3 protein-coding genes are annotated in these 17,299 nt (G+C 68.0%); all 3 read left to right on the forward strand.

Going from position 1 to position 17,299, the window contains the following annotated elements:
* The first annotated feature begins 149 nt into the window (after positions 1–149).
* A complete protein-coding gene (locus FPB55_RS08455; protein ID WP_125854484.1) occupies positions 150–1,541 on the forward strand; it encodes an aspartate aminotransferase family protein in 1,392 nt (463 codons plus the stop codon).
* Positions 1,542–1,820: 279 nt separating this feature from the next.
* A complete protein-coding gene (locus FPB55_RS08460; protein ID WP_125854485.1) occupies positions 1,821–13,943 on the forward strand; it encodes a non-ribosomal peptide synthetase in 12,123 nt (4,040 codons plus the stop codon).
* Positions 13,940–17,134 carry an amino acid adenylation domain-containing protein gene (locus tag FPB55_RS08465; RefSeq protein ID WP_144187967.1) on the forward strand — a complete coding sequence of 1,065 codons (3,195 nt, stop codon included), beginning with the start codon at positions 13,940–13,942 and terminating at the stop codon, positions 17,132–17,134. The genes FPB55_RS08460 and FPB55_RS08465 overlap by 4 nt, the downstream gene beginning before the upstream one ends.
* Positions 17,135–17,299: the final 165 nt, after the last annotated feature.

Genomic DNA, 17,299 nt, shown 5'->3' on the forward strand with positions numbered 1-17,299 from the left:
AGGGCCTGACCCTGTGGGAGCGGGCAAGCCCGCGAAAGGGCCGGCACAGGGTGAGTAAAATCCAGTAACAACCGCTAAATCCTCCCAGCACTCAAGCGTTTTCCAAGCGACGAACACCCGCACTTTCGCTCGCTTGCGAGGATTTACCCATGTCCACCGCTTCCAGCCTTGCCCAGGTCCCGCCGGCCAGCGTGTCGCAGGCCCTGTACGAATTCACCGACTCACCGTTGCTGCAACGCCAGCAACAGCAGGAGTCCAACGCCCGCAGCTACCCACGGCGCATCCCGCTGGCGCTCAAGCGCGCCAGGGGTATCCACGTCGAAGACGTCGAAGGCCGACAGTTCATCGACTGCCTGGCGGGCGCCGGCACCCTGGCGCTGGGCCATAACCACCCGGTGGTGATCGAGGCGATCCAGCGTGTGCTGGCCGATGAGATCCCCTTGCACACACTCGACCTGACCACACCGGTCAAGGACCGCTTCGTTCAGGACCTGTACAGCATCCTGCCCGAGGCCCTGCGCCGCGAGGCCAAGGTGCAGTTCTGCGGCCCGACCGGGACCGACGCCGTGGAGGCGGCCCTCAAGCTGGTGCGCAGCGCCACCGGGCGCAGCACCGTGTTGGCCTTCCAGGGTGCCTATCATGGCATGAGTCAGGGGGCGCTGAGCCTGATGGGCAGCCATGGTCCCAAGCAACCGCTGGGTGCCTTGTTGAGCAGCGGCGTGCAGTTCATGCCATACCCGTACGACTACCGCTGCCCGTTCGGCCTGGGCGGTGAGGCCGGGGTCAAGGCCAACCTGCATTACCTGCAAAACCTGCTGCTCGATCCGGAAAGCGGGGTGCCACTGCCGGCTGCAGTCATCCTGGAGGTGGTGCAGGGCGAGGGCGGGGTGATCCCGGCCGATATCGAATGGCTCAAGGGCGTGCGCCGGATCACCGAGCAGGCGGGTGTGGCCTTGATCGTCGATGAGATTCAGAGCGGCTTTGCCCGTACCGGGCGGATGTTCGCCTTCGAGCATGCCGGCATCGTGCCGGACGTGGTCACGCTGTCCAAGGCCATTGGCGGCAGCCTGCCGTTGGCGGTGGTGGTGTACCGCGACTGGCTGGACACGTGGAAACCGGGGGCGCACGCCGGCACCTTCCGCGGTAACCAGATGGCCATGGCGGCGGGTTCGGCGGTAATCGATTACCTGGTCGAGCATCGCCTGGCCGAGCATGCCGAGGCCATGGGGCTACGGTTGCGTGGGCACCTGCAGCGCCTGCAGCGGGACTACCCGCAGTTGGGTGATATCCGTGGCCGGGGCTTGATGCTGGGCGTGGAGCTGGTCGACCCGCAAGGCCAGCCCGATGTGCTGGGCCACCCACCGGCTAACCGCGACCTGGCGCCCAAGGTGCAGCGCGAGTGCCTCAAGCGTGGCCTGATTCTGGAGCTGGGAGGGCGACATGGTGCAGTGGTGCGCTTCTTGCCGCCGTTGATCATCAGCGGCGAGCAGATCGATGAAGTCGCGCAGCGCTTTGCCGAGGCGTTGATCGCGGCGGTCTGACTGATTGGCGGGGCCACAAAGCGGCCCCGCCAATAGCCTATCCATCACCGTCGCCGCTTCTCCCGCCACCAGGCGTGAAACCCACTGCTGGCGCTACTGATCTCTTCCCGCAGGGTTTCCATTCATAACCGCATGACGTCACCGTAGGCCAAGTTCGGCGCACGCATTTGAAGGCGCCCGGCCGCGCGGCTGCAGGGGCTAAATCGGCCTCGCGCAGTTTCGTCCTTGTGGGATGACTGGACCCTCTGGTCCCGCTTCCTATTGCTAAGGACGCATCGCATGAATGCCGAAGATTCGTTGAAACTCGCTCGCCGCTTCATTGAACTGCCGCCGGAAAAACGCCGTTTGTTCCTGGCCGCGCTGCAACGAGAGGGGGTGGATTTTGCCGTGTTTCCGATCCCGGGCAATGTCGCCGAGGCCAGCCGTGACCGGCTCTCGTATGCACAGCGGCGCATGGCGTTCTTGTGGCAGCTGGACCCACAGGGCGCGGCCTACAACCTGCCCATGGCCGTAAGGCTCAAGGGCGAGCTGAATCTTGTCGCGCTGCAAGCTGCGTTCGATCAGTTGGTGGCCCGCCACGAAAGCCTGCGCACACGCCTGCGGGCCGACGCCAACGAATGGCTGCAGGAGGTACTGCCGCCCGCTGCAGTGGCCATCACCCGCCACGACCTCAGCCTGCTCGAGGCCGGCGAGCGCGAGCAGCAGGTCCTCACGCTCGGCGCCGCCGAGGCGCAGGCGCCGTTCGACCTGGTGCAAGGGCCGCTGCTGCGGGTGCAACTGGTGCAGTTGCAGGCGCAAGAGCATGTGCTGATGTTGACGCTGCACCACATCGTCGCCGACGGCTGGTCGCTGAATGTACTGGTCGACGAGTTCGTGCAGCTGTACGACGCCGCGTGCAGCCAGGTACCGCTGTCGTTGCCGGCCTTGCCCATCCAGTACCGCGACTACGCCCTGTGGCAGCGCAGCTGGCTGGAGGCGGGCGAGCAGGAGCGGCAAATGGCGTACTGGCGCGACAAGCTGGGCGACGACCATGCGCCGCTCGACTTGCCGTTCGACCACCCGCAGCAAGCGCTGCCCAGCTTGCGCGGCAAGCGTGTGGAACTGCAGCTCGAGGCGGACCTGGCAGCGCGCCTGGCCAGCCTGGCCAAGGCCCATGGCGTGACCTTGTTCATGGTGCTGCTGGCCTCGTTCAAGTTGCTGCTGCAGCGCTACAGCGGCCAGCGGGCCATTCGCGTCGGCGTACCGGTCGCCAACCGCCACCGCAGTGAAGTGGAAGGCCTGATCGGCTGCTTCATCAATACCCAGGTGCTGCACACCGAGATCGACCCGCTGATGGACGTGGCGCAACTGCTGCTTCGGGTCAAGGACACCGCGTTGGGGGCCCAGGCCCACCAGGACCTGCCGTTCGAGCAGTTGGTCGAGGCCCTGGGCGTGCCGCGCAGTGCCAGCCATACCCCGTTGTTCCAGGTGCTGTTCAACCATCAGGCGGCCATCGCCGATGCAGGGCAGATTCAGCTGGTCAGCGGCCTGACCCTGGAAAAAGTCGCGCTGGACAAGCACAGCGCACGTTTCGACCTGTCGCTGGACACCTACGAGAGTGCCGGCCGCCTGCACGCGGTGTTCACCTATGCCGTGGACCGCTTCGAACCGCACACCGTGGCGACGCTCAGCCAGCACTGGCTGCGCCTGCTACAGGGCCTGACCGAGCGTGCGCAAGGCCCGGTGGGCGAGCTGGTGCTGGGCGATGAAGCGCCCTTGGTCGTGCCCCAGGCGTTTGACGCCCCCGCGGCGGTCCACACGCTGATCGATGCCGCTGCCGCACGCGATCCGCAGCAGTTGGCGGCAGTCAGTGGCAGCCAGCAGATCAGCCATGGCGCCCTGCAAACCCGCGCCGAGGGCCTGGCCCGGGTGCTGCTGGGCGCCGGCGTGCAGCCCGACGAGCGGGTGGCGGTGCTGGCCGATCGCTCCATCGACATGCTGGTCGCCATCCTGGCCGTGCTCAAGGCTGGTGCTGCCTACCTGCCGCTGGAGCCGGAGCAGCCTCAGGCGCGGCTGGATTTCATGCTGGCCGACAGCCAGGTCAAGCGGGTACTGGCCCCGGCGGGGCGGCTGGAACTGGCGCCCGGCATCGAGCGTATCGACCCCACGGGTGATTACCCGGCGGCGCCGTTGCCGCGCGTGCCTGTGCACGCCGACAACCTGGCGTACGTGATCTACACCTCCGGTACCACCGGCACACCAAAGGGCGTCGCCATCAGCCATGGCGCCCTGGCCAACTATGTGCAAAGCGTGGGCGAACGCCTGCGTATCGACGAACTGCGCAGCCTGGCGATGGTCACCACACCGGCGGCAGACCTGGGGCACACCATGCTCTTCGGCGCCCTGTGCAACGGCAAGACCTTGCACATGCTGGGCAATGATACGGTGCTGGACGCCCAGGCCTACGCGCACTACCTGCAACGGCATGCCATCGACGCGGTGAAGATGGTGCCCTCGCACCTGCAGGCGATGCTCGCCGCCGGCAGCGATGCCCTGCCTCGGCGCTGCCTGGTGGTCGGCGGTGAGGCCATCAGCCCAGCGCTGATCGCGCGCATCGCCGCGCTGGCACCGGGGCTGCGGCTGCTCAACCACTACGGCCCGACCGAAACCACGGTCGGTGTGCTGACCCATGAGGTCCACGGCCAGGCCTTGCTGGGGCGCCCGCTGGGCAACCTCAGCGCGCAGGTTTTCGACGCCTGCCTGCTGCCGGTGCCCGCTGGCGCGCGCGGCGAGTTGTACCTGGGCGGTGCGGGCCTGGCCAGGGGCTACCTGGGGCAGCCGGCGCTGACCGCCGAGCGCTTCGTGCCCGACCCTTCGGGCCAGGGCGGGCGCCTGTACCGCAGCGGCGACTGGGTCCGCCGTGATGGCCACGGCCAACTGGCGTTCGCCGGGCGCATGGACGGCCAGTTGAAGATCCGTGGCTATCGCGTGGAACTGGCGGAAATCGACAACTGCCTGCGCCAGTTACCCGAGCTGGACACCGCCGTGGTGCGCGTGGTCGGCGAGCAGGACAACCGGCAACTGGCCGCCTACCTGGTGCCCAGGGCGTGGCCTGCGGACGAGGCGGGCCGGCAGGCCTGCATCGACGCCACCCGCCAGGCGCTGCGCCAGACGCTGCCCGAGCACATGGTGCCGCGGTACCTGATGCTGTTGCCGCACCTGCCGGTGACAGCCAACGGCAAGGTCGACCTGCAAGCCCTGCCGCAGGCGGTGACCACCCAGGTGGACTACCGTGCCCCGGTAACCGCGCTGCAAGCGGAGGTGGCGGCAATCTGGGCCGAGGTGCTGCAAGTGGACCAGGTGGGCCTGGACGACAATTTCTTCGCGTTGGGCGGCCACTCGTTGCTGGCCACCCAGGTGGTGTCGCGGATCCGCCAGCAGTTGCAGCGGGAAGTGGCCTTGCGCGTGCTGTTCGATACCCGTGACCTGGAGGCGTATGCCCAGGTACTCGAAGGCCTGGAGCAAACCGGCGGCGGCGCCATCGCGCTGCTGGACCGCAGCGAGCGCCTGCCCGTCTCCCATGCCCAGTACCGGCAGTGGATGTTCTGGAAGCTCAACCCCGACAGCACCGCCTACAACACGCCACTGGCGGTGACCTTGCGCGGCGCGCTGGACCTGGGCGCCCTGCAGGCCGCCTTCGATGCGCTGGTCGCGCGGCACGAAAGCCTGCGCACCGTGTTCGCCGAGCACGATGGCCTGCCCTGGCAGGTGGTGAAACCGGCCGCGCCGGTGCTCATCGAGTCCCAGGACCTGATCGGTCTGTCACGCGATGCGCTCAAGCCTCACTTGGACCAGCTGTTCGCCAGCCCCTTCGACCTGGCCCAAGGGCCGCTGCTGCGCGTCGCGCTGTGGCGCACTTCCGCGCAGGAGCACCTGCTGGCCGTGTCGTTGCACCATATCGTCTCCGACGGCTGGTCGATGAGCGTGATGGTGCGCGAGCTGGCCGCCGCGTACAACGCCCGCACCCAGGGGCAGGCCGACCAGCGCCCGGCGCTGGCGGTGCAGTACGCCGACTATGCCGGCTGGCAGCGCCAGCGCCTGGCCGAGGGCCAGTTGCAGGCGCAGCTGGCGTTCTGGAAGGCCAACCTGGAGGACGATTTCGCGGTGCTGGAGTTGCCTGCCGACCGCTTGCGTCCACAGCAACAGAGCTACCGCGGCGGGCGCATCGACGTGCAACTGCCCGCCGAACTGACCGGCCAGCTGCGGCGCCTGGCGGTGGCAGCCAATGCCACGCTGTTCCATGTGTTCCTGGCCTCGTTCGCCCTGCTGCTGTCGCGCTACAGCGGGCGGCAGACCCTCAACATCGGTATTCCCGTCACCAATCGCAACCGCCTGGAACTGGAAGGCCTGATCGGCTTTTTCGTCAATACCCTCATTGCCCGGGTCGGCATCGTGCCCGCGCACACCTTTGGCCAGTTGCTGGCCGCGGTCAAGGAAACCACCCTTCAGGCCCAGGCCAACAAGGACATCCCCTTCGACGTGCTGGTCGAGCAGCTCAAGCCGGAGCGCGGCCTGGGCCACAACCCACTGTTCCAGGTGATGTTCAACCACCTGCTGGATGTGGGCGAGAAGGTCTCCAGTGACAGCGTGCAGGGCTTGCACGTGGAAGAAGTGCAGTGGCTGGAGCAGACCACCCAGTTCGACCTGTCGCTGGACACCCTGGAGCGCTCGGACGGTGTGACCGCGACCTTCAACTATGCCACCGACCTGTTCGATGCCGAGCGCATCCAGCGCCTGGCGGGGCACTGGCTGACCTTGCTGGCCAGCCTCGGTCAGGCCGAGGTGGCTGTTGCCGAGCTGCCGATTGTAGATGCCGCGCAGCAGCGCCAGCTGGTCCAGGACTGGAACCCGCTGCCCACCGCCACCGCACTGGCGCCTGACACCCTGCAACTGATCGAAGCCCAGGCCCAGGCACGGCCGCAGGCCACGGCGTTGGTGCTCGACGCCCAAAGCATGACTTACGGCGAGCTGAACCGCCGGGCCAACCGCCTGGCGCACCGCTTGCGCGAACAGGGCGTGGGCCCCGACGTGCGGGTCGGCATCGCAGCGCAGCGCAGCCTCGAACTGATCGTCGGCCTGCTGGCGGTTCTCAAGGCCGGTGGCGCCTATGTGCCGCTGGACCCGTCCTACCCGCGCGGGCGGCTGGTGCACATGCTCCAGGACAGTGGCATCGAACTGCTGTTGAGCCAGGCCGAACTGGCGTCGAGCCTGCCAGACCTGGCAGGCGTGCGCCGCATGCACCTGAGTGCGGCGCAGGAGGCATTGGCGGGCGGCAACGAGGGCAACCCGCAGCCGCTGACCGTGGCAAGCAACCTGGCCTATGTGATCTACACCTCCGGCTCCACCGGCAAGCCCAAGGGCGTGGCCATCGCTCGTGGCGAACTGTCGGCGTTCTGCCAGGTGGCCGCGGAGTATTCGCGACTCACCCCTGAAGACAAGGTGTTGCAGTTCGCCACCGTCAGCTTCGACGGCTTCGTCGAGCAACTGTACCCGGCGCTGTGCGTGGGCGCGCAGGTGGTGATGCGGGGCGAACAGCGCTGGGACATCGAGACGCTGACCGACACCATCGTCCGCCAGGGCGTGACCGTGGCCGACCTGCCCACCGCGTACTGGCGGCTGTTCGCCGCGCACATGCGCGGTGCGTCGTCCTGTGGCGCCCTGCGCCAGGTGCACGTGGGCGGCGAAGCCATGCCGCCCGAAGGCCTCAACGACTGGTTTGCCTCCTGCCTCACGGGCGTGCGTCTGCTCAATACCTACGGGCCGACCGAGGCCACGGTGGTGTCGACCGTGTTCGACTGCTCGGCCAGCGCCTTGCAGGCGTTGCCCAAGGCCAGCGTACCGATCGGCACGGCCATCGGTGGGCGTGCCACCTACCTGTGCGACAGCGGCTTCACGCTGGCGCCCGTGGGGGTGGTGGCAGAGCTGTTGATCGGCGGCAACGGTTGCCTGGCGCGGGGCTATTTCAACCGGCCGGCGCTGACCGCCGAGCGCTTCGTGCCCGACCCCTTCGACACCAGCCTGGCAGGCGGTGGGCGCCTGTACCGCACCGGTGACCTGGCGCGGTACCGCACCGATGGTGTGCTGGAATACAGCGGGCGGATCGACCACCAGGTCAAGGTCCGCGGGTTCCGGGTGGAAATGGGTGAGATCGAGGGCCACCTGCTGGGCCACGCCCTGGTGCGCGAAGCCGTGGTGCTGGCGCAGCCGACCGCCAACGGCGTGCAACTGGTGGGCTACGTGGTGCCTGCCGAGGCTGGGCAGGCCGGCGACCTGCAGGCCGAAGCGGCGCTGCGTGACACTTTGCGCGATGCGCTCAAGGGCAGCCTGCCCGAACACATGGTGCCGGCGTTCCTGCTCATCCTTCCGGCATTGCCGTTATCGCCCAACGGCAAGCTGGACCGCAAGGCGCTACCGGCGGTCGATGCCAGTCTGCTGCAACAGGCCTACCAGGCCCCGGCCAGTACCCTGGAGGCGCAGGTCGCCGACCTTTGGGCGCAGGTGCTCAAGCTGGACCGCGTGGGGCGCGCCGACCACTTCTTTGAGCTGGGCGGCCACTCGTTGCTGGCCACCCAGATGATCTCCCGGGTCCGTCAGGCCCTGAGCATCGACCTGCCGCTGCGCAGCGTGTTCGAGGCCCCAGTGCTGGCCGACTTCGCCGCGCTGGCCGGGGGCGCGGCGCGCGCAACCCCGGGCGGCATTCCCCAAGTGGACCGTGACCAGCCTCTGGCGCTGTCCTACGGCCAGCAACGTCACTGGTTCCTCTGGCAGTTGCAACCTGACAGTGCGGCGTACCATGTGCCGGCCGTGCTGCGCCTGACGGGTTCACTGCATGTGCCCGCCCTGCAACGCAGCTTCAATGACCTGATCGCGCGCCACGAGCCGCTGCGCACGACCTTCTGCCAGGACGGCGACCAGGTGCGCCAGGTCATCCACGCCAGCCTGCCACTGGCGTTCGCCGTGGAGGATGCGCAGGCCTGGGACGATGCCCAGGTGCAGGCGCGCATCGACGCGGAAATCCAGTGCCCCTTCGACTTGCAGCACGGGCCGTTGATGCGCGTGCGCCTGCTGTCGCGGGGCCAGGCCGAGCATGTGCTGATCGTCACCCAGCACCACATCGTCACCGACGGCTGGTCGGTGCCGATCATGCTCGACGAGTGGGTGCAACTGTATGAGGGGCACCGCCAGGGGCAGCCCGTGACACTGCCGGCGCTGGCGATCCAGTACGCCGATTTCGCCCAGTGGCAGCGCCAATGGATGGCGGGCGGCGAACGCGACCGCCAGCTGGCCTACTGGCGCGCCCAACTGGGCAGCGAGCAGCCGTTACTGCAACTGCCTACCGACCGGCCACGGCCCAACGTGCAAAGCCACGCTGGCGCACGCCTGGCGCTGCAGCTTGACGCACCGCTCACCCAATCGTTGCGGGCGTTGGCATCGGCGGCCGATGCCACGTTGTTCATGGTGTTGCTGGCGGGTTGGCAAAGCGTGCTGCAACGTTACTCGGGCCAAGCCGATATCCGTGTCGGCGTGCCCATCGCCAACCGCACGCAGGTGGAAACCGAGCAGTTGATCGGCTTCTTCGTCAACACCCAGGTGATGAAGGCCGAATTCGCCCCTGACACCACCTTTGCCGGCTTGCTGGCCCAGGTGAAACAGGCCGCCCTGGGCGCGCAGATGCACCAGGACCTGCCGTTCGAGCAACTGGTGGAGGCTTTGCAGCCCGAGCGCAGCCAAAGCCACAGCCCGCTGTTTCAGGTCATGTTCAACCATCAGGGCCAGGCCCAGGGCGACCGCCGCACGCTGCCGGGGCTGAGCCTGGAGTTGTGGCCGCATGCCCATGGCACCGCGCAGTTCGACCTGACCCTGGACACCGTCGACAATGGCACCACCCTGGCGGCGTCGCTGACCTATGCGACCGAACTGTTCGATGCCGCGACCGTCGAGCGCCTGGGGCGGCACTGGCTGCGGTTGCTGCAAGCGGTCGCCGCTGCGCCGCAGCAGGCAATCGCCCGGGTGGCGTTGCTCGATGCCGACGAACAGCGCCAGACCGTGCAGGCCTGGAACCCGCGCACCGCGCACTATCCACAAGACCATTGCCTGCACCAGCTGATCGAGCAGCAGGTGGTGCGCAACCCGCAGGCCATCGCTGTAACCCTGGGCCGCCAGCACTTGAGCTATGACCAGCTCAATCGCCGGGCCAACCGCCTGGCGCACCGCCTGCGCGAGCTGGGCGTAAGGCCGGATGTGCGCGTTGGTGTGGCGCTGGAGCGCAGCCTGGAGATGGTCGTCAGCCTGTTGGCCATTCTCAAGGCCGGTGGCGCCTACCTGCCGCTGGACCCGCATTACCCGAGCGAACGCCTGGCCTACATGCTGGAGGACAGTGGCGTGCAGTGGGTGCTGACCCAGCCGCACCTGCAGCAGCGGCTGTCGGCCGGCCCGGCGGTGCAGTGCCTGGAGGTGGGCAGCGGCGAGGGCGCCTGGTCGGCCTACAGCGAGGCCAACCCCGACAGTGGTGCGCATCCGCAGAACCTGGCGTATGTGATCTACACCTCCGGCTCCACCGGCAAGCCCAAGGGCACCTTGCTCGCGCACCAGAACGTCACGCGCTTGTTCGCGGCGACCCAGGGCGATTTCGGCTTCGACGCCGGGGATGTCTGGACGGTGTTCCATTCCTACGCCTTCGACTTCTCCGTGTGGGAGCTGTTCGGCGCGCTGCTATATGGCGGGCGGGCGGTGATCGTGCCGCAGGACGTGGCACGCTCGGCCGAAGATTTCCATGAGCTGCTGGTGCAGGAGCGGGTCACGGTGCTGAACCAGACCCCTTCGGCGTTCAAACCGCTGATTCGCGCCGCCTGTGCCGGCGCCCGCGAGGGCAAGGCACTTGCCCTGCGCTATGTGGTGTTTGGCGGTGAAGCGCTGGATGTGGCCAGCCTCGCACCCTGGTTCGACCAGTTCGGCGATGCCACACCGCGGTTGATCAACATGTACGGCATCACCGAGACCACGGTACACGTCACCTACCGCCCGGTGACCCGCGCCGACTTGCAGGGCGGTGTGACCAGCCCGTTGGGCCGGGTCATCGACGACCTGACCTGGTACCTGCTGGACGAAGCGTTCGAGCTGGCGCCACAGGGTTGCCGGGGTGAGCTGCATGTCGGCCGGGCCGGCCTGGCCCGGGGCTATTTCAACCGCCCGGCGCTGACCGCCGAACGCTTCGTGCCCGACCCCTTCGACACCAGCGCGCAAGGAGGCGGGCGGCTCTACCGCACGGGCGACCTGGCCCGTAGCGCAGGCAATGGGGTGATCGAGTACAACGGCCGTATCGACCACCAGGTCAAGGTGCGGGGCTTCCGCATCGAGCTGGGGGAAATCGAGGCCCGGCTGGTGGAGCAGGCGGTCGTGCGCGAAGCCGCGGTGCTGGCCCAGGAAGGGCCGGGCGGCACGCAGCTGGTGGCCTATGTGGTGCCTGCCGAAGCGCTGCCCGGCAGCCTGGAGGCCCAGCAGGGCCTGCGCGACAGCTTGCGTAGCGCGCTCAAGGCGGTGCTGGCCGAGCACATGGTGCCGGCCCATCTGCTGTTTCTCGCCAGCCTGCCATTGACCGCCAATGGCAAGCTCGACCGCAAGGCGTTGCCGCAGCCACAGACCGACCGCCAGGGGCATGCCTATGTCGCGCCCGAGGGTGAGCGCGAGCAGCAGGTGGCGGCGATCTGGGCCCAAGTGCTGGACGTCGAGCGGGTAGGGCGCAGCGATGACTTCTTCGCCCTGGGCGGGCATTCACTGCTGGCGACCCAGGTGGTGGCGCGGGTGCGCCAGCAACTGGCGCCGGGCCTGAAGCTGCGTGCCCTGTTCGATCACCCGCGGCTGGACGCGTTTGTCGCCTGCCTGGGCCATGACGAACAGGCGCGGCCAGCGCTGCCGCTGTTGCAGGCCCGCGCCGTCAGCACCCAGGCGCCGCTGGCGCTGGTGCAGCGCCGGTTGTGGGTGGTCGAGCAACTGTCCCCAGGGAGTGCCGCCTATGGCATGCCCATGGCGTTGCGCCTGCGCGGCGAACTGTCGGTCGAGCTGCTGCGTGCCAGCCTGCAGGCTGTGGTCGGCCGCCATGAGGTGCTGCGCACCACCTATGGCCAGGACAGCGAGGGCGAACCGGTTGCCCTGATCGCACCACACCTGGCCGTAGACCTGCCATTGCACGACTGGTCGCAGTTGAGCCGCGCCGAACAGGAGGCCCAGGTGGCGGCCCAGGCGCTGGCCAACGAAGCCCATCCGTTCGTGCTCGATCAGGGGCCGCTGCTGCGTATGCAGCTCGCCCGCCTGGGGCCGCAGGAGCATGTGCTGTTCTATTCGATGCACCACATTATCTCCGATGGCTGGTCGATGGCGGTCATGGCCAACGAACTGGTGGGAATCTATGCCCGCCTGCGTGCGGGGGACCACACGCCGCTGCCGCCACTGGCGCTGCAATACTCGGACTTCGCCCACTGGCAGCAGGCGCTGCAGGACGCTGGCGTGCTGCAGCAACAGGCGCAGTACTGGGCACGGACCCTGGCTGGCTACTCCGGGCAGTTGCCGTTGCCGCTGCGCCAGCCGCGGCCTGCCAAGGCCAGCCATGAGGGCGGCACGGTCCCGTTCCGCCTGCGCGAAGGTTTGACCGCGGCACTCAACGCCTTGGCGGCGCAGGCCCAGGTCACCCTGTACAGCGTGATCCTGGCGGCCTTCCAGGCCTACCTGCACCGCCTGACCCGCAGTGACGATGTGGTGGTGGGCGTCGACTACGCCGGCCGCCAGCAGCCTGAACTTGAAGGGTTGATCGGTTTCTTCGTCAACGTCCTGCCGGTGCGCTCACGCCAGCTGCCCGGCAGCACCTTCGCCCAGTTCCTGGCGCAGGGGCGCGAGCAGTTGCTCAACGCATTCGAGCATCAGGACCTGCCGCTGGACATGATCGTCGAGGCCGCACGGGTACCTCGGCACAAGGGCATCAGCCCGCTGGTGCAGGTGCTGTTCGTGATGAACGACCTGCCACTGCCCACCGCGGGTATCGACGGGTTGAGCGTCGAGGCGCTGCCCAGCGTGTCGCAGCAGTCGAAATTCGACATGGCGCTGTTCGTCGAACAGGGTCAGCAGGCCGAGCTCAGCGGCCATTGGCAGTATGCCTCGGCGTTGTTCGAGCAGGCTGAGATCCAGGGGTTCGTGGACGGCTGGATCGCCGTTCTCGAGCAGATCACATGTGACCAGAGCGTGAGAGTGGAAGACATGAACGTGCCAATGCAACACGCGGCGGCCGGCCCGGCAGTACCTGCCGGCAAAGCCAACAAGCTGGACAAGTTCCTGAAAAAGAACCAGGCTCGTCCGGCAGGGCAAGCGCAGCAACCGGTGCGCGAGTCCCTGCTGGTGCCAGAGCAGGTGTTCCCGTTGCTGCTGGAACCGACTGACCCCGGCCTAGACGTGACCGGCTGGATCGCGGCCAACCGCGCCTGGGTCGAGGAAAAGCTGGTTCACCACGGTGGCATCCTGTTCCGCAATTTCAGCATCCCCGACAGCCAGGCGTTCGAGGCGTTCGCCGAGGCGGTGCAGCCAGGCCTGTACGGCAACTACGGTGATCTGCCGAAGAAGGAGGGCGGGCAGAACACCTACCGCTCCACGCCTTACCCCGAGAAGAAGATGATCCTCTTCCACAACGAAAGCGCCCACCAGGACAGCTGGCCGCGAAAGCAGCTGTTCTACTGCGAGCTGCCGTCGCCGGTCGGCGGCGCCACCCCGGTGGTGGATTGCCGGCAGATGTACCAGCGCCTGCCCACCGCCCTGCGTGAGCGGTTCGAGCGCAATGGCTTGCTGTACGTGCGCACCTTCACCGGCAAGCTCGACGTGTCCTGGCAGCATTTCTTCAAGACCGAACAGCGCGCCGAAGTCGAGGCCCGCTGCCAGGCCTCCGGTATCCAGTGGCAGTGGCTGGCCGATGACGGGCTGCAGATCCGCACGCCATGCCCGGCCATCATCACCCACCCGGTGAGCGGTGCGCGGTCGTTCTTCAACCAGGTGCAGTTGCACCACCCTTACTGCCTGGATGCCGACGTGCGCGAAGACCTGCTGACGCTGTTCGGCAACGAGCGTATGCCGCGCAACGTGTATTACGGCGATGGTTCGCCGATCGAGGACGAGGTGATGCAGCGCATCGGCGAACTGTACGAAGCCTGCGCGGTGCGTTTCGACTGGCGCAAGGGCGACGTGATCCTGCTGGACAACATGCTGATCGCCCACGCCCGCGACCCCTTCGAAGGGCCGCGCAAGATCGTCGTCGCCATGGGCGACATGCTCGACCGGGCCAGCCTGGCGGCGACCCAGGTACAGCCACAGGAGGTGGACGCATGAGCACGCCAATGTCTGAAAGCGTTGCCCTGTGCCCGCAACAGCAAGTGACCCTGAAGGCCCTGCAGCGCGCCACGACCTTCGCCCAGGCGTGCCGGCAGGTCACCCTGCACATCCAGGGCGAGCTGGATGTGCCGCGCCTGCAGCGCGCCGTGGCCGCGCTGCCCGAGCTGCACCCCGAGCTGACCGCGCGGCTGCAGACGGTGCCGGGCTTCCACGGCCTGCGCTGGTGCCCTGGCGCCGACCGCGCGCCATTGGCATTGGCCGCGCACCTGTCGGCGTTGCCTGCCGAGGCGCTTGAGCAGCAGCGCCAGGCCTGGTTGGACTCGCCGTTCTCCCTGACCCAGGGCCCCTGGGCGCAAGCCTTGCTGCTGCGCCTGGACCAGACGCATTGGCAACTGACCCTGGCGGTGGCCAGCGTGCTGGTCGATGGCCCTGGCATGGGCCTGCTGGCCGAAGGGCTGATTACCCTGTACCGGGCACCTGATACACGCCAGGACGAGGCGGCCGGGTGCTTCGAGCAGTACCTGCAATGGCGTGCGGAAACGGCCATCGACGAGGATGCCGGGCAGGCCCAGCGTTACTGGCACGATCATCTTCAGGGTGAGGCGAGCGGCCATGCCAGGCTGGCGTATCGCCTCGGCGACAGCCGTGGAACGCCGGTGCAGCGGGTGCAGGTCGCACTCGACCCGGCGCTGAAGGCCGGCCTGCAAGGCCGGGCCGCCGCATTGCAGGTGGCAGTGCCAGCCTTGTTGCAGGCCGCCTGGTGGGCGCTGCTGGGGCGGGTCAGCGACCAACCCGCTTTCCTCGCTCAATGGCGCCATGACGGCCGCGAGGACTATGACTACTTTGCCCAGAGCGCCGGCGTGCTGGAAAAGGCCCTGCCGGTGCAGGTGCGTATTGATGAAAGCCAGCGCTTCGATGCGTGGGTGAGCGCGTTCGCCGCGCTGGCGGCGCAGCACGTGACCTGGCAGGAGTACTGGGCGGCGGCGCCTGACCAGGCGCTGCCCGCCCTGGGTTTTGCCGCTGTGCGTGAGTACTGCGTCGACGCCCCGTCGGGGTGGCGCCTGGAGCAGGTGGCGCAAGGCGCTGATGGCTGTGAACTGATGCTGCAGGTGCAGCTGTCGGCGCAGGGTGAATGCAAGGCACTGGCGCTCGATTTTCTGCCCGACTGCTACAGCGCTTCCAGCATGCAGCGTCTGCTCGAACAGTTGCTGATGTTGCTGCAAGGGGTTGTCGATGACGCCACGACCGCGATCGGCGCGCTTGACCTGGTCGGTGCGGCGGAGCAGGCACGCCTGCTGGCCCTCAACCCGGCAGTACCGACGTCGCCGGCGCCATTGCTGATGGCCCGGCTGGCGCAGTGGCTGGCACAGGCGCCGAGCCGCGATGCGCTGGTGCACGGCGAGCAGCGCCTGAGTTACGCCGGCCTGGGGCAGCGGGTCCGGCGACTGGCTGCCGGCTTGGCTGCCCAGGGTGTGGGGCCGGGGGCCCGGGTGGCCGTCGCCTTGCCCCGTTCGAGTGCCCTGGTGGAATCGATCCTGGCCACCTGGTGGCTGGGCGCGGCCTATGTGCCGCTGGACCCACATTGGCCACAGGCCCGCCAGGCCAGCATCGTCGGCCTGGCGGGCGCGGCCTGGCTGCTCGGCCAGCCCGCGCAGTCAGATCTGTGGCACGCGCAGGGTGTGCAGTTGCTCGACCCGGCGGCGCTGGTGGTGCAGCAGGCAGACGACGGTGCGCAAGCTTGCCCGTTGCAGGGCGACGAGGCGGCCTACGTGCTATTCACCTCCGGCTCCACCGGCGAGCCCAAGGGCGTGGTGATCGAGCATCGGCAGTTGGCCAACTACCTGGCCGGTGCCACGCAGCTCATGGGCCTGGAGCAGTGCTCGCGGTTCGCCTTCACCAGCGGCGTGGCGGCGGACCTGGGCAATACCACCCTGTTCGGTGCCCTGTACAACGGGGCTTGCCTGCTGGTGGCGGATGAAGACACCCTGCGCGACCCCGAACGCTTCAGGGACTACCTGGTGGCCGGCGAGGTCGATTGCCTCAAGATCGTCCCTTCGCACCTGGGCGCCTTGCTCGAAGCCGAACAACCACGCCTGCCTGGCACCCTGGTACTGGGTGGCGAGGCGCCAGCCCCTGGCCTGCTCCAGCGGGTCTTCCAGTTGCGCGCCGATTGCCGCGTGTTCAACCACTATGGCCCCACCGAGGCCACGGTCGGGGTGATGGTGCAGGTGCTGACGCCTGAGCCGCTCGGCCACGGGCCGGTCGGGCTGGGCAGCGTGCTGCCGGGCAACCAGGTGTACGTGCTGGATGCACGGCACCGCCTGGTGCCCCCTGGCGTGCTGGGCGAGCTCTACATCAGCGGCCGGCAGCTGTGCCGGGGCTACCTGAACGACGCGGGCGAAGCCTTCGTCGACCACCCGTTCGCGCCGGGAGAGCGGCTGTACCGCACGGGCGACCTGGCCCGTTACCGCGTTGATGGCAGCCTGGCCCTGCATGGGCGCAGGGACCAGCAGGTCAAGCTCAATGGCTTCCGGGTCGAGCTGGCGGAGCTTGAGGCCGAGCTGCAGCGGGTGGCCTGTGTGCGCGAGGCAGCGGTGGTCGCGGTACCTGCCGAGGACGCCCAGGCGGGGCTGCAGCCAGCGGCCTTCGTGGTGGTGCAGGCCGATGAGCAGAACCCGCAAGCCAGTATCCGCCGCGACCTGGCCTTGCGCCTGCCGGAGCCGTTGCTACCACGGCGTATCCAGGTGGTGGCGCAGTTGCCCCGGCTGGCCAATGGCAAGGTCGACCGCCAGGGCTTGGCGAAGCTGGCACCGCAGGCCCCGCAAACCGAGCAGCAGCCAGCCCGCACGGCGCTGGAACGCCTGCTGGCCAAGCGTATGGGGCAAATGCTGGAGCAGCCGGCGCTGGGCCTGCACCAGGACTTTTTTGCCGCAGGCGGTCACTCGTTGCTGGCAATCAAGCTGGTGGCGGGCATTCGCAACGTGCTGCGCCGCGAGGTGAGCCCGGCCATGGTGTTCGACAACCCGACCGTGGCCGAGCTTGCCCAGGCCCTGGGCGCATTGCCCGGCAGCGATGCGCAGGCGCTGGAAGCGCTGGCCCGTGCCCACTTGCAACTGGAGGCATTGCCGCCGGAGCAGCGCGCGGCACTGGAAGAAAAGGCCCGGCGCCTGCGCGAAACGCAGCGCTGAACCGAGGGCCCGGGTGCGTCCGCGCCCGGGCCTGTTCACAAAATTGCAAAAAACTCTAATTTCTCCTGAGCGTCGCTCGTCTCATCTACGCCTTCATCCAAGGCGTAGGTGCCGGCGCAGCTCGGGAAGGGGGCTGCGGGGCGTCATTTTTACGCCAACCATTAG

Source organism: Pseudomonas sp. BJP69 (genome assembly GCF_007633355.1).
Lineage (GTDB): Bacteria > Pseudomonadota > Gammaproteobacteria > Pseudomonadales > Pseudomonadaceae > Aquipseudomonas > Aquipseudomonas juntendi.